The organism is Roseateles sp. GW821-FHT09H10, assembly GCF_059415865.1.
The window spans coordinates 180,734-194,661 of record NZ_JBWKOB010000004.1 but is presented as its reverse complement, the minus strand read 5'-3'; the positions used below and the strand labels follow the sequence as shown (position 1 = coordinate 194,661).

At 69.7% G+C, this 13,928-nt stretch carries 12 protein-coding genes and 1 pseudogene; 4 read left to right on the top strand and 9 right to left on the bottom strand.

Going from position 1 to position 13,928, the window contains the following annotated elements; all coding sequences use genetic code 11:
- Nucleotide 1: 1 nt before the first annotated feature.
- Complete coding sequence (locus AC07OY_RS19370) at nucleotides 2–778, bottom strand: PEP-CTERM sorting domain-containing protein (RefSeq protein ID WP_495044252.1); 777 nt, start codon at nucleotides 776–778, stop codon at nucleotides 2–4.
- A gap of 109 nt (nucleotides 779–887) precedes the next feature.
- The gene (locus AC07OY_RS19365) at nucleotides 888–3,488 is read right to left on the bottom strand and encodes a carbohydrate-binding protein (RefSeq protein WP_495044251.1); all 2,601 of its coding nucleotides are present in this window, start codon (nucleotides 3,486–3,488) and stop codon (nucleotides 888–890) included.
- A 222-nt stretch (nucleotides 3,489–3,710) separates the two neighbouring features.
- Between AC07OY_RS19365 and AC07OY_RS19360 the strand changes: the two genes are divergently transcribed.
- Nucleotides 3,711–4,064 carry a hypothetical protein gene (locus AC07OY_RS19360; RefSeq protein ID WP_495044250.1) on the top strand — a complete coding sequence of 118 codons (354 nt, stop codon included), beginning with the start codon at nucleotides 3,711–3,713 and terminating at the stop codon, nucleotides 4,062–4,064.
- A gap of 193 nt (nucleotides 4,065–4,257) precedes the next feature.
- Here the strand turns inward: AC07OY_RS19360 and AC07OY_RS19355 are convergent, their stop codons facing one another.
- Both AC07OY_RS19355 and AC07OY_RS19350 read right to left on the bottom strand, forming a co-directional pair.
- A complete protein-coding gene (locus AC07OY_RS19355) occupies nucleotides 4,258–5,340 on the bottom strand; it encodes an MBL fold metallo-hydrolase (protein WP_495044249.1) in 1,083 nt (360 codons plus the stop codon).
- An 89-nt stretch (nucleotides 5,341–5,429) separates the two neighbouring features.
- Complete coding sequence (locus AC07OY_RS19350; RefSeq protein WP_495044248.1) at nucleotides 5,430–5,684, bottom strand: hypothetical protein; 255 nt, start codon at nucleotides 5,682–5,684, stop codon at nucleotides 5,430–5,432.
- 225 nt (nucleotides 5,685–5,909) lie between these two features.
- Between AC07OY_RS19350 and AC07OY_RS19345 the strand changes: the two genes are divergently transcribed.
- Both AC07OY_RS19345 and AC07OY_RS19340 read left to right on the top strand, forming a co-directional pair.
- Nucleotides 5,910–6,338: a VOC family protein gene (locus AC07OY_RS19345; RefSeq protein WP_495044247.1), complete on the top strand. Its 429-nt coding sequence runs from the start codon at nucleotides 5,910–5,912 to the stop codon at nucleotides 6,336–6,338.
- 53 nt (nucleotides 6,339–6,391) lie between these two features.
- Entirely contained in the window at nucleotides 6,392–7,270 is an 879-nt protein-coding gene (locus AC07OY_RS19340; RefSeq protein ID WP_495044246.1) for an alpha/beta fold hydrolase, read from the top strand.
- Here the strand turns inward: AC07OY_RS19340 and AC07OY_RS19335 are convergent.
- Genes AC07OY_RS19335 through AC07OY_RS19315 form a run of 5 tightly spaced genes read right to left on the bottom strand, consistent with a single transcriptional unit; the run spans nucleotide 7,263 to nucleotide 13,487 of the window.
- On the bottom strand, nucleotides 7,263–7,595 hold the full coding sequence (locus tag AC07OY_RS19335; RefSeq protein WP_495044245.1) for a thioredoxin family protein: 333 nt from the start codon (nucleotides 7,593–7,595) through the stop codon (nucleotides 7,263–7,265). The two genes, AC07OY_RS19340 and AC07OY_RS19335, sit on opposite strands and share 8 nt — an antisense overlap.
- Before the next feature lie 51 nt (nucleotides 7,596–7,646).
- Nucleotides 7,647–9,725 (bottom strand): CHASE2 domain-containing protein, encoded by a 2,079-nt coding sequence (locus tag AC07OY_RS19330; RefSeq protein WP_495044244.1) that lies wholly within the window; start codon nucleotides 9,723–9,725, stop codon nucleotides 7,647–7,649.
- Nucleotides 9,706–10,566, bottom strand: coding sequence for a hypothetical protein (locus AC07OY_RS19325; protein ID WP_495044243.1), 861 nt, complete (start codon nucleotides 10,564–10,566; stop codon nucleotides 9,706–9,708). Before AC07OY_RS19325 ends, AC07OY_RS19330 begins: the two co-directional genes overlap by 20 nt.
- Entirely contained in the window at nucleotides 10,559–12,751 is a 2,193-nt protein-coding gene (locus AC07OY_RS19320; protein ID WP_495044242.1) for an HD domain-containing phosphohydrolase, read from the bottom strand. The genes AC07OY_RS19325 and AC07OY_RS19320 overlap by 8 nt, the downstream gene beginning before the upstream one ends.
- A 4-nt stretch (nucleotides 12,752–12,755) precedes the next feature.
- On the bottom strand, nucleotides 12,756–13,487 hold the full coding sequence (locus AC07OY_RS19315) for a hypothetical protein (RefSeq protein ID WP_495044241.1): 732 nt from the start codon (nucleotides 13,485–13,487) through the stop codon (nucleotides 12,756–12,758).
- Here AC07OY_RS19315 and AC07OY_RS19310 point away from each other — a divergent pair.
- Nucleotides 13,472–13,928, top strand: a pseudogene (locus tag AC07OY_RS19310) (hypothetical protein); the annotation flags it as partial. The gene AC07OY_RS19315 and the pseudogene AC07OY_RS19310 sit on opposite strands and share 16 nt — an antisense overlap.

Below are 13,928 nucleotides of genomic sequence, written 5' to 3'. Positions count from 1 at the left end.
GTCAGCCGCTGCGCCGTCGCCGCGCGAGGGCCAGCAGCCCCAGCGACAGCAGCGCCCAGCTTGCGGGCTCCGGAATCGGCGCATTGCCGATGCCGGCGCTGAACTCGAAGGCATAGCCCGGGTCGACGCCGGCGGCGAAGGAGAAGACAGGGTCGATATAGGCGGTGGCACTCGCCGACGGCCCCGACGAGGCGCCTGCGAAGGCATCGGCCGTCAGCGTCACGAGGTAGACATGGCCGGGCTTGAGCATGAGTGCGACGTCATGGCTGAAGCTCTGGGCGAAGCTGCCCTGCAGCGTGCCGGTCTGGATGCCTTCGCTGAAGACCGGCGCCAGGCCGAGGCCGACATCTTCCAGCAGCCATTGCGCCTTCATCGCAAAGCCGGCAAAGGGGTCGACGGTGTTGGACGAGCCCGTGACCCGCCCCGCCACGGTGGCGTTGACGCCCACCTCGGCATTCGGATCGGCACCTTGCGGCGCCACGACCTGCATCTGGTAGGTCAGCTGCGCGCTGGCCCGGCCGGTGAAGCCGGGGCCTACACCGACCTCGCCGTACAGCGACGGACTGGGCTGCGGCGACGCGTCGAGCCGCAACTCGCCACCCGGCCCGACCAGCGGGAAGCTGCCAAAGCCGTTGACCTGGATGCCCGCCGGCGGCTGGAAGTTGAAGAACACCGTGCCGGCCACGCCGGCCGGCGCGAGGGTGTTGGCCTGGGCGAGGCTGGCGGCGGCCAGCAACAGGGCGCCGGCACAAGCCAGCGCGATTCGCGAGATGGACATGGAGGCCTCCAGCCCGGCAATGAGCGGAGGCCAAGCGTAGGCCCGGCGGGGCGGTGGGCGGCAGCCTGGGGTTCTAGGGGGCCGCCCCGCGTCTGTGGGCTAGACGTCCTTACTGTGCATTGACCTTCAGCCAGTTCAGGTTCCACTCCTTGCCGACGGATTTCAGGCGCAGCGTGTGGTTGCCGGCCGTCAGCGCGAAGGGCGTGCTGGTCTTGGTGACCCAGGTCTGCCAGCCGCCGGTGTTGGGCACTTCCATCGCGTTGACCACCTTGGCGCCATCCACCCAGACCTCGAAGCCGGTGCTGCCATTGGCGGTGGCCAGGCGGTAGTCGATGGTGAAGTTGCCGGCGGTGGCGACGTTGATCTTGAATTCGATGTAGTCGTCCGGATCGAAGTAGCCGACGTTCTGGCCGCCGCCGGCGTCGCTGCAGTTTTCCAGCTGGACGCCGCTCATGGCCGTGAAGGCCTCCGCCTGCAGGGTCGCGGGGACAGGCGCGGCGGTGATGGCGGTGCTGGCGGCATCGCTGTAATAGCTTTCGTTGGCCGCGGTGACTGAGGTCACGACGTAGAAATAAGTCGTGCCGCTGGCTGCCGTGCTGTCCGTGTGGCTGGCAGTGGCGACCTTGTCGGCGATCTTGCTGTAGTTGCCGCCGGCGCCATTGGCACGGTAGACGTTGTACCCCGTGACCTTGGCGTCGGTGCTGGCGGTCCAGCTCAGGGCGTTGCTGTTGCTGCCCTCCACCAGCTTCAGGCCCGCGGGCCGCGCCGGCAGCTGGAAGACCTCCGGCACCGCGGTGCTGGTCATCCACTGCGCCAGGCCCGAGTGGGCCTCCAGGGTCTGGGTGGCATAGCTCTTGAACAGGGCCTCGATCTCGGCCACGGTGGCGGTGGCGAAGTCCACCTTGCCGTTCATGTCGATGACGTCCTTGCCCTGCACCGGCTCCTTGTCGACCAGATACATCTCGGCCCAGCTGTTGGCACTGCCGTTGTCCTTGAAGACGCCGCTCAGCGTGTAGGTCTGGCCGCCCTGCAGGGTGATGGCCTGGTAGACGCCGCCATTGATCTCGCCGCTGACGCCGGCAGGGCGCGTCACGCGCAGCACGGCACCCTCGCTGCCGGCCGGGGCCTTGCCCGCGGTGGCGTCATTGAAGTCCAGATTCAGCTTGCCGCTGATGGTCAGCGCGGTCCAGCCGCTGCTGGAGCCGAAGCTGCCGTTGCTGATGGCTTCGGCATTGCTGGCGGTGTTGGTGATGCTGATCCTGTCGAAGCTGACGTCGGGGTTGCTGCCGCTGACCGCGCCGCTCTTGATGACGAAGTAATAGGTCTTGGCTCCCGTGCCGCCGACCTTGATCGTCGGCGCTTTGACCGCGCAGGCATTGGCGAAGCTGGAGTCCCAGCCGGCGCAGTCCCAGGTGCTGGCCTTGGCCACCATGCCGACGCCGGTGTCGAAATTGGTGTTGACCGCATTCGTGACCATGCCCCAGGTGCCCTTGCCCGAGCCGCCGGCCGGGCTGACCAGCTTGTAGGACCAGGACGTGGACGCCCAGCCATAGCCGGCATAGGTGTCATAGGTGGCGCGGCCGATCTGGCCGCCGAGGTCCAGGCCGGCGCCCTGCCAGGGCTGGAACTCGCCGACGAGCAGGGGGATCTTCAGATCGCTGACCTGCTTGTTGTAGCCGCAGACGCCACCGGTGCCGCTGGCGCCGCAGCGCAGCCAGTCGCGGTGGACCATATAGGCCGAGTCGCCGGGCCGGTCGCCGAACAGGCCGGGGTAGGGGTGGATCTCGAAGGCGACGTTGGTGAAGCCCTTGGCGGTCGGGTTGCCGTAGCCCTCGATGCTGCCGTAGTGGCTGGGCAGCAGCACGATGTGCTTGTCGTCGATGGCGCGGATGGTCTTGTACAGGTCCTCGACGCGCGCCACCATGGCCTCCGAGGTGGAGCCCCAGGGTTCGTTCAGCGGGTCGTAGGCCGCGACGGCCGGCTCATCCTTGTACTTGGTCGCGATCTGCTGCCACAGCCATCTGGTGCGCTCCTGCGCCTCGGTGTCCGTCCAGTACTTGTTCTGGCCGGCGCAGCCGGTGTGGTCGTTGGGCGTCTGGCCGCCATGGGCGCCGTGCAGGTCCAGGATCACATAGATGCCGCGCTTCTTGGCCTCGGCGATGCTCCAGTCCAGATACTTCCAGGCATCGGCACGCAGGGTCTTGGGCTTCTTCTCGTCCTCGATGACGCTCCACAGGATGGGCAGGCGCACGATGTTGAAGCCGAAGGCCTGCAGCTGGTCCCAGTCGCGGGTGGTCATCCAGCTGTCGCGGAAGAGCTTGATCAGCCTTTCCTTCTCCTCGTAGCCGAAGCGCTCGGTCAGCTTGGCCTCCAGCGTGCACTGGTCGGTGACGCCATTGCCGCCCTGGCCCATCATCCAGAACTCCTGCACCAGCCAGTTGCCGAGGTTGGTGCCCTTGAGCAGCACCTGGGCGCCGCTGGCCTTGACCCATTTGCTGCCGTCGGTCTTCAGCAGCGTGAGGCCTTCGGGCGCCGGGGCAGGCGCAGGTGCTGGCGCCGGGGCAGGAGCCGGGCTGGGGGCCGGCGAGGACGCGCCTCCGCCGCCGCAACCGGCTAGCAGCGCCGCACCCAGCAGCCCGCCCAGCAATGCGCCGCGCGCGGAACTTCCCAGCGGGGCGGCACTGCCCCCCACGAACCCTCGTTGTGTCACGTCTTGTCTCCGTCTGTTGTATGGAACCGGTTCCAAATCAGTATCCAAGACGGGCTCGATGCTTGTCAACGGTGCCTGGGAAAGGTCCTAGGGAGGGAGGCGTTTCCAGGTTGTTCCGGGTTTTGGCGTGGAATCGATTCCATGGCATCGCGAGCTACGCTCGAGCTGGCCATGGCCGGTTTGCTAGGCTAGCGCTCCGACATCAGAAGGGGAGCTTCGTCAATGCTCGACAAGATCAAGGGCCTCGGAACGCAGGTCGCTTCGACGGCCAGCGACGCCGTCCAAGGCATCACGACTTCGGTCAAGACCGGCGCGGAATCCATCGCGAATGCAGCGAGCTCGGCGTCAGAGGCGATCAACGAGAAAGCGGTTCGCGTTTCGACGGCGCAAATGTGCAGCATCCTGGAGATCGCCGTGGCGGAGCTGAAGTCTCGGCCGCTCGCGGAACGCCCGGTCTCGCTGACGGCCACCGTGAATTTCGGCGTGGCCACGCTGGAGATGCAGATCCATCTGCCCGCTGGTTCGCAGGACAGCATGTCCGCGGCGACCGGAACGGCGGTGCAATCGGCTGACTAGGCGCGGCATGTCTGGCGGCCTTGCCGTCCGCGCGCTCGGTGCAGAAGACCTGCCCGTGATGCGTCGCATGCTGAATCTCTCCAGCAAGGCCTTCGACGATCCGTCCCACCGTCTGGCGCAGCCTAGCCGGTCTCAAGAGCCATAGGACGGGATCGCTCGATTCATCGAACCGGTGGTGTTGAAGGCCCTCTGACTATCTCAGCCCCACCCACCAGCGCTTGTTGCCGCGCGGCTGCCCCACCGTCATGACCTCGCCGATCTCGGGCGTGGCCAGCTCGATGCCCTGGGCCTGGGCCAGGTCGGCCAGCCGGTTCAGCGGGTCCTGCCAGGTGTGGAAGGCCAGGTCGAAGGTGCTGTTGTGCACCGAGAACAGCACCTTGGCGCGCAGGTCCCGGAAGGCCTTGACGCTCTCCTCGGGCGTCATGTGCACGGCGGGCCAGTAGGCGTCGTAGGCGCCGTTCTCCATCAGCGCGAGGTCGAAGCCGCCGAAACGCTCGCCGATCTGCTTGAAGCCGCCGAAATAGCCCGAGTCGCCGCTGTAGAAGAGGCGCTGGCCGCCGCTCTGGATGACCCAGGAGGCCCACAGCGTGCTGTTGCGGTCGGAGAGAGTGCGGCCCGAGAAATGCTGAGCCGGCGTGGCGGTCAGCTGCACGCCGGCATGGCTGGCGCCCTGCCACCAGTCGAACTCCTGCACGCGCTCGGCCGGCACGCCCATCTCCACCAGGCGGGCCTTCACGCCCAGCGGCACGAAATAGCGCTGCGCCCGCGTGGCCAGGAACTCGATGGTGGGCACGTCCAGATGGTCGTAGTGGTCGTGCGACAGGATGACGCCCTCGATGGGCGGCAGCTGCTGCAGGGCCAGCGGCGGCGCGTGGAAGCGCTTGGGGCCGGCGAAGCTGAAGGGCGAAACCCGCTCGCCAAACACCGGGTCGATGAGCCAGAACTTGCCTTGGAGCTTCAGCAGATGCGAGGAATGGCCCAGGCGCACGAGGTGGTTGGCCTGCGGGTCCAGCGCCTCGAGCTGGGCCGTCGTCAGCGGCCTCACGGGAATGGCGTCGACGGGCACGGTGCCGGTCTTGCTGGCGAAGATGAAGCGCGTCCAGATCGACCAGCTGCTGGCGCCCGGCGGTGTGTCGGGATTGGGCGGATTGGCGAAGAGGCAGTTCTGCAACTGCGGCGAGGCGGCGTAGGGCGAACCGCAGTCGCTGTTGCTGGCGCAGCCGGTGAAGAGGGCAGCCAGGCCGGCGAGGGCGAGCAGGCGAAGGAGGGATCGCATGCACCCAGTTTGCATGAGACGCGTCGCCAAGCGCTTGCAAAAAAAGGAAAACCCGCCGGCGGCGGGTGGGAACTGACGGCAGCGGGGGGTCAGACGCGGCGGACAGCCGTCGGGGCTGCAGCCACCGTGGTTTCGACCGGCAGGGCGCGGCGGCCTTCGACGATGACGCGCGGCAGCTTGGCGACCACCGTGGCGTCGGCACGCTTGCCGACCACGACCACACGCTCCAGCTTCACGATCTCGGTCGTGGGCGCTGCGGTGCTGTTGGCCAGGCCCACGCCGAGGACGGCGGCAGCGGCGACAGAGGCGAGGGCGACGACGAAGGTCTGGGCGGCGGTGTTCATGGTGGGCTCCGGTGGGTTGGCTGTGTCAGTGATTGCAGTGTCTGCAAGCACGAGCAGCGGCGCGAGCGCGACACGACCAATCGCCGGCGGGGGCGGATGAACTGCGGCTGGCGGTGATGAGCCGGGGCCTGCCGCAGCGGTGTCGCAGCGGAATCCTGTTGAAACAGTTTTGCGCCGCGCTGGCTCCTAACATGGCCATTCCACTCACCATTGCACGGGGCAACCATGGAAACGCAGGAGCTGCACCGCGGCCGGCTGATCGACCACATCCAGCTCGTCGTGCGCGACCTGCCGGCCAGCCGGCGCTTCTACGAGGCCATCTTCCAGGTGCTGGAGATTCCCATCGGCGGCAGCGCCGAGGACTATTTCTGGGCCGATGAGCTGTTCGTGTCGACGGCCGACAGCCAGGCGGCCCAGGGCAGGCTGACCGGTCGCGTCCACCTGGCCTTCCAGGCGCGGGACCGGGCCATGGTCGACGCATTCCATCGGGCCGCGCTGGCCAGCGGCGGCCAGGACCACGGCGCGCCGGGTGAGCGGCCCTACCACCCGGGCTACTACGCCGCCTTCGCCACCGACCCCGACGGCAACAACATCGAGGCCGTCTTCCATGGCGCCGCCCAGCGCAGCGCGGCTTCGGTGAAGCTGACGTTCTAGAGGTCTGCTGGCACGTCGATTGCCGCGCTTCGGCCTGTTTCAGGAGAGACGACATGCATGCCAACAGCGCCATCACCCTGCTGCTGAAATCCGCCGGCCTGGCCGGCCTGCTCTGCCTGGCCTCGCTCGCCTGGGGGCAGGCCGCGCAGACGGTCACGTCGAAGGACGGCACGCGCATTGCCTACGACAAGCTCGGCCAGGGCCCGGCGGTCATCGTGGTCGGCGGCGCGCTGTCGGACCGCAAGGGCGCCGCCGAACTGGCGCAGTTGCTGTCGGCCCGCCTGACGGTCTACAGCTATGACCGCCGTGGCCGGGGCGACAGCGGCGACACCCAGCCCTATGCCGTCCGGCGCGAGGTGGAAGACATCGAGGCCCTCATCGACAAGGCCGGCGGCTCGGCCTACGTCTATGGCAAGTCCTCCGGCGCAGCCCTGGCCCTGCACGCGGCGGCGGCGCTGGGGGGCAAGGTCAGGAAGCTGGCCCTCTATGAGGCGCCCTACAGCGAGGCCGACGGCGCGGCCAAGGAATGGAAGGCCTTCGCGGCCCGCCTGGACAAGCAGCTCGCCGCCAAGGAGAACGCCGAGGCCGTCACCGCCTTCATGAAGTTCGTCGGCGCACCGGATGCCGCCGTGGCCAAGCTGAAGGCCTCGCCGGCCTGGCCGGGCATGTTGAAGATGGCGCCGACGCTGGCCCATGACAACGCGCTGCTGGGTGACGACCGCTCCGTGCCTGTCGCCATCGCCGCCCAGGTCAAGGTGCCGACGCTGGTGCTGGACGGTGGCGCCAGCCTGGGCCCCATGCCCTTCATGCGCGCGACGGCCGACAAGCTGGCCCAGGCCATCCCGGGCGCCCAGCGCCAGGTGATCGAGGGCCAGGCCCATGACGTCAGCGCCAAGGCCTTGGCGCCGGTCCTGCTGGCCTTCTTCAACTGAGCTGGGCGAGCGCGTCGGCGATTTCGCTGGCGCCACCGGGCCGCACCACGCGCGCGACCTCACGGCCGTCCTTCAGCATGACGAGGGTGGGCCACAGCTTGATGCCGAAGGAGCGGCCCAGCGGCCGCCCGCGCCCATCCTCGACTCGCAAATGACGCAGCGGCGTCGGCGCCGTATGCGCAGTCAGCGCACCCGCAATGGTGGCTTCAGCGGCCTGGCAGATGCCGCACCAGTTGGCGCCGAACTCCAGCACGGTGGCGCCCGCCAGCGCGTCGACTTCGCTACGGTCGGGCTGGTCGCTGGCATAGGGTGGGAGAAAGCTCATCAAAGGCTCCTGGGGCCGTGTCAGCCGGGTGCGGCAAACGCGATGCCCGGCCTATTTCTCGAACAACTCGATCGCATCCCCGCGCTTGCCGGCACGCAGGCGCGACAGGTGCAGGCTGACCAGCGGATCATCGGGCCTGGCGCCTGACAAGGCCTCGAAGGCGGCCAGGGCCTGGTCGCTGTCGTCGCGCATCAGCTCGTAGGCTTGCTGGTAGTCGGGGTCGGGCGCCGACAGCGGCTCATGCACCAGCAGATAGCTGCTGCGGCCAGCCAGGCGCAGCCGGCCGACGGGGCGCGCCGGGGCGCCCGGGCAGCCGGCCAGCGTCGCCTCGGACACGCAGATCAGCGTGCCCAGCTGCTTGTTGGCGCTCTCCAGGCGGGCGGCGGTGTTGACCGGGTCGCCCAGCGCCCGGTAGTCGAAGATGGCCTCGCCGCCGAAGTTGCCGACAGTCACCTCGCCGGTGTGCACGCCGATGCGCGTCTCGGAGAAGGGAATGCCCTGGCGCGCCAGCTCGTCGACGTAGGCGCGCGAGAAGGCGTGCATGGCCAGCGCGCAGCGCAGGGCGCGCTGCTCATGGTCCTTCTGCTCGACGGGCGCCGAGAACATGATGGCCACGGCGTCGCCGACGATGCGGTCCAGCGTGCCGTCGTGCTCGAAGGCGATGGCGATCATGCGGTCGAGGTAGCGATTCACCAGGCCGACCGCGGTCGCCGGGTCCATGCTCTCCATGAGCCGCGTGAAGCCGGCCAGGTCGGTGAAGACGAAGCTGCAGCGCTGGCGCCGGCCCTCCAGCGCCAGGGCCTCGGGGTGGGTGATCAGGTAGTCGACGAGATTGGGCGACACATAGCGCGAGAAGGTCTGCTTCATCCAGCGCTGCCGGCGCTCGCTCTGCAGATAGCGCATCACCGTGGTCGGGATGAAGACCAGGGCCATGCCCAGCATGGGCATGACGGGGTCGGCCAGCACGCCGGCGCGCACGAAGGCCGTCCAGGCCGCCAGGCCCATGGCGCCCGACAGCAGCAGGAAGCCGGCCGACGAGGCCGCGGCGCTGCGCTTCATGGCCAGCAGCCCCACCAGGACGCAGCCCAGCAGCATGGCCAGCCACTCCGCCGCCGGCATCCAGCCCGGGCGGCCAAGGTGCTGGCCGCTCAACAGCTGCTCCAGGGCCTGGGCATGGACTTCGACGCCGGGGATGATGCCGCCCAGCGGGCTGAAGCGCAGGTCCATCAGGCCCTGGGCCGAGGTGCCCACCAGCACGATGCGGCCCTTGAGCTGGCCCGGCGGCAGGCTGCCGTCGAGCACCCGCCAGGCCGGGATGTAGCGCCGCGGTTGCGGGCGCGCATAGTGCACCCAGAGGGCCGCGCCGGCGTCGGTGGCGATGAGCCTCTCGCCGATGCGCACATCGATGACGCCGCCGCTGTCGCCGGCGCTGCGCACGGTGTAGTGCGAAACGCCCTCGGCCAGCCGCAGCGCCTCGGCGGTCAGCGAAGGCACCAGCCGCCCATCCAGGTTCAGCACCAGCGGCACCTGGCGGACGATGCCGTCGACATCGGGGATGAAGGTCATGGCGCCCTGGCCCGCGGCGGCCCGCTGCAGCTCGGGCAGGTTGGCCACGCTGGAGGCGAAGGTCGGCAGGAAGGGGGCAGGGTCGCCCCCGAGCGGGAAGTAGCCGGCCTTCAGCTCGAGGCCGTCGTCGTTGGGATCGGCGCCCGCTGCCGGCGTGGCGCGGCGGGCCGTCATGCCAAAGCCGAGCACCACCCGCTGCTGCGTCAGGACCTGCGCGAGTTCGGCATCGCCACCGCTGCGGTCGCGCTCGGCGAACAGCACGTCCACCGCGATGGAGGCCGGTTCGGCCTGGCCGATGGCGGCCAGCAGCTTGGCCACCTGTTCCCGCGACCAGGGCCACTGGCCAACGCGGCGCAGGCTTTCGTCATCGATGTCGACGATGCGGACCGGCGGGTCGTCGTAGGCGCGAGGCTGCCAGCGCTGGAACTGGTCGAAGGCGGCGTAGCGCAGGCCCCGCAAGGCCGGTGGCTCCAGCCAGGCCAGGCCCAGGGCCAGCAGCAGCGCGGCCAGCGGAACCACCCAGGCCCAGCGGGCCAGGCGCGGCTCAGTCCTGGGCGAGGGCATGCAGGTCGGCGGACAGGGCCGCCCGCGTGGCATGGACGCATGGCAGGAAGAAGTCGCCGATATAGCCCTGCTGCAGCACCAGGTCCAGGAAGGCCAGCTTGTCGTCCAGGCCGAGGGGCCGCCGCCATTCGCGCGCCAGGCGCTGCTGCACGCGCAGCGCGTGCGCGGCGTCCAGCCCGATGGAAGGCAGCAGGTCGGCCTCGCACAACAGGCGCGCGAGCTGGGCCAGTTCCGCGTCGGCTACCAGCGCGGCCAGCTCCGGCGCGCCGGCGGGCACGGTCAGCGCCAGGGCCGTGCGGCCGGCATGGGCGCGGCAGGCGGCGGCCATGAAGGACGTGCCTGCGACGGGGTCGGTGGCCAGCACCAGCACCCTCAGGCGGTCGATCTGCGCTTGCTCCAGCCCCGCCACTTCCAGCAACTCGCGCATGCTGTCGACGCTGGCGCGCTCCTGCACGAAGGCGGGCTGCGGGCGCCCCTCATGGACGATGTCGTGGATCATGGCCGCCAGCAGCAGCAGCTGGGCGGTGTCCGCGCCGAGGCGGTGCACCAGGCACAGGGCATAGGCCGTCAGCGCGACCTCGCAGAAGTGCTGGCGGTTGTGATACGCATGGCGGTCGAAGAGGGCCGGCTGGGCATCGATGGCTGTCGCCACCGCCGCGCAGGCGCGGGCCAGGGCGGCGTCGCCAGCGCCGTGCAGGTCGGCCGAGATGTGGCGCTCGACCCATTGCATCTTGTTGCGCACGTGGCTGACATGCTCGAACAGCGCCAGCAGCTCGCCGGCCAGCCGCGGCGCGGCGCCGGGCCTGGCCGCGTCACGCAGACCTGCCACCGCGCTAGGCATGCGGCACCAGGGCGTAGAAGGGCGTCGGATCGGTGACGTCGATCTGGTCGGCGCCGAGGTGCTTGCGCGCGAACTCCAGGTAGACGCCGGAGCGCAGGAAGAGGTTGAAGATGCCGGCGTCGATGTGGGTGCCGGCCATGCGCTGCATGACGGCCAGCGCCTGCGACAGCGGCTTGGGTTTCTTGTACGGGCGATCCGCCGCGGTCAGCGCCTCGAAGATGTCGGCCACCGCCATGATGCGGCTGGGCACCGACAGCTGCTCGGCGCCGAGCTGGCGCGGATAGCCCTGGCCGTCCATGCGCTCGTGGTGGGTGCCGGCGTACTCGGGCACGCGCCGCAGATGCTTGGGGAAGGGCATGCGCTCCAGCATCATCACCGTGTGCACCATGTGCTCGTTGATCTTGTAGCGCTCCTCCGCGGTCAGCGTGCCGCTGCGCACCGCGAGGTTGTAGAGCTCGCCGCGGTTGTAGAGATGCTCCGGCACCTCCATGCGGAAGCCGAAGGCCGGGTCGAGCCGCTCCGCGTCGGGGCGGGCCACGATGTCGCGCGGGCGGTCGGCCAGCAGCGGCTCGCGGCAGGGCAGCGCCGGGACGGGCTCGCCCGCGCGGCTGGCCAGCTCGGCTGCCGACAGACCCAGCCGGTCGTCGAAATGCCGGGTCCATTGCCGCGCGCCGATGCGCGCCAGGGTCTCGATCGCGCCGTCCGCGATGGCCTCGTCGCCGAGGTTGCAGCGGGCCACGAACTCGAAGTCCTGCCTCAGGGCGGCGAGGTCGGCGCGGTGGGCCGCCTCCTGCGCCTCGCTCCACAGGCCGGCCGCCTGGGCCTGCAGCCTCTCGATCTCGAGATCGCGGTGCAGCACCTCGAAGCGCATGCGCACTTCATGGATGCGGTTGTGGATGGTCTCGAGCTTGGTGGCCTTGTCGATGACGAACTCGGGCGTCGTCACCTTGCCGCAGTCGTGCAGCCAGGCGCCGATGCGGAATTCCTCCCATTCGCGCTCGGAGCGGAAGGCGAAATGCTGCAGCGGGCCGTCGGTCTCGTCGCTGGCGGCCTGCGCGAGGCGCAGCGCCAGCTCGGGCACGCGCTCGCAGTGGCGGCCGGTGTGCGGGCTCTTGGCGTCGATGGTGGTCGCGAGCACGCGGATCAGGCTCTCCGTGAGCTGCTTCTGCGACTCGATCAGCTCCATGTTGTCGAGGGCGACGGCGGCCTGGGCGGCCAGCGCCTCCACCAGCGCGCCGGCATCCGGGTCGAAGGGCACGACAGCGCCGGTGAACGGATCGATGGCGTTCATGAACTGCAGCACGCCGATGGGCGCCCCGCCGCGCGGCGAGATGGGCACCGTCAGCATCGACACCGTGCGGTAGTTGCTGGCCTCGTCGAAGGCGCGCGTGCCGCTGAGGTCGAAGCGGGTCTCGGCATAGACATCGTCGATGCGCACGGTCTGGTTGTGCAGCGCCGTGTAGACGGACACATAGGTCTCGTTCGGCAGGCCGGTCTCGCGGTCGTAGAGCGGGATCTGCGTCGACGGCAGCGGGTCGCTGCGGGTGCGCAGCTCGAAGCGCAGCGTCTGCTGCTCGGTGACCATGAACATGGTGCCGCCGTCGCAGTTCAGCAGATGGCGCCCTTCGATGAGCAGCTGCTGCAGCAGCGCGTCGCGATCGCGGCTCATCGTCATTGCGATGCAGGTCTCGATCAGGCCGTTCAGCCGCAGCGAGCGCGAGGACAGTTCGGCGCCGAAGCGGCTGTGCTCCACGGCGCTCTGGCGGCGCAGGCGGCGCAGCTCGGCCAGCGTCCCCAGGCGGCGGCCCACTTCGGCGATGTCGGCCGTGCTGCTGATCCAGTCGCTCGCGCCGGCGTCGAAGGCGCGCTGCTGCTGGGCGGCGGGGCATGAGGCGGCCAGCATGACGATGGGCAGCACGGTGGCGGGATAGCGCGCGCGGATGGCCGCGGCCAGCGCGATCGCCGCGTCGAGGTCGGATTGCGCTTCCAGCACCACCACGTCCCAGTCGCCGCGGTCCACCAGGGCGAGGGCCTCGTCGGCGCCGCAGTCATGGACGACGAAGCGGGCCAGCCGCAAGCCGTCGACCAGGCCCTGGTTGGCCCGTGGCGCGCCGCCGTGGACCAGCAGGACGCCGCCGGCGGTGGGACTTGCAGAGGACGGGAACTCGGGACCGGGGATGGTCATGAACTCAGCGCTTGAAGACGATGACGCCGGAAATATTGCCGAGGCGGCTGTCAAAACCGTAGATGACGCCCGCCTGCGTCCCTGCCGTGCCGGCGATCTGGCCGATCACCGAGACATTGTTGCCCAGGCTGCCGGTGCAGCCACCCAGGCACGCAAGTCCCGTGCTCGTGATCAACGATACGCCGGAAAAGGTCGTCAGCGTCGTCTGCGTCGCCACGCCGGTCAGCGAGAAGGTCTGGCCGGAAACCGGCACGCTCAGCGAGTAGGTCGCGGTGCCGGTGTTCTGCAGGATCAGCGCGGCCGTGAAGGTCCCGCTGGCGCTGTTGACGGTGCCGGTGGCGACGAGATTGCCGTTGGACTGCACGGTCGGCGCGGTCGATGCGAAGGACGTGAACAGTCCCGCCGTGGGGCCGGTCGGCGTCGACGTGGTGGTGAAGTAGTGCAGGGTGGCAATCTTGCCCTTGGCCTCTTCGCCGTTGACCTTGTACTTGCCGTCGGCCCAACGCCCCCAGCCGAGGGCGCCATCGCTGCCCGCGTCGAGGGGCGTGCCCTGCTCGATGATCTTCTTGCCGGCGGTGTCCTTCAGCTCCGTCAGGCCGCCTCGGGCGTCGAACTGCGCCGTGGCCCCCGTCAGGTCCGCAGCGTTCTCGCCTTTGTCGCTGCTCCAGACCAAGCCGGCGGTGACGCTGATGGCAGGCGCCGGGGCAGGAACAGGTGCCGGTGCGGGAGCTGGCACGGGTGCCGGTGCGGGAGCTGGCACGGGTGCAGGCGCGGGAGCTGGCACGGGTGCCGGTGCGGGAGCTGGCACGGGTGCCGGTGCGGGAGCTGGCACGGGTGCCGGTGCGGGAGCTGGCGCGGGTGCCGGTGCGGGAGCTGGCGCGGGTGCAGGCGCGGGAGCCGGCACGGGCGCAGGCGCGGGAGCCGGCACAGGTGCAGGTGCGGGAGCTGGCACAGGTGCAGGTGCGGGAGCTGGCACAGGTGCAGGTGCGGGAGCTGGCACAGGTGCAGGCGCGGGAGCTGGCACCGGTGCAGGTGCGGGAGCTGGCACGGGTGCAGGTGCGGGAGCTGGCACGGGTGCAGGAGCCGGCACCGGCGCGGGTGCAGGTGCAGGTGCAGGTGCAGGTGCAGGTGCAGGTGCAGGTGCAGGTGCAGGTGCAGGTGCAGGTGCAGGTGCAGG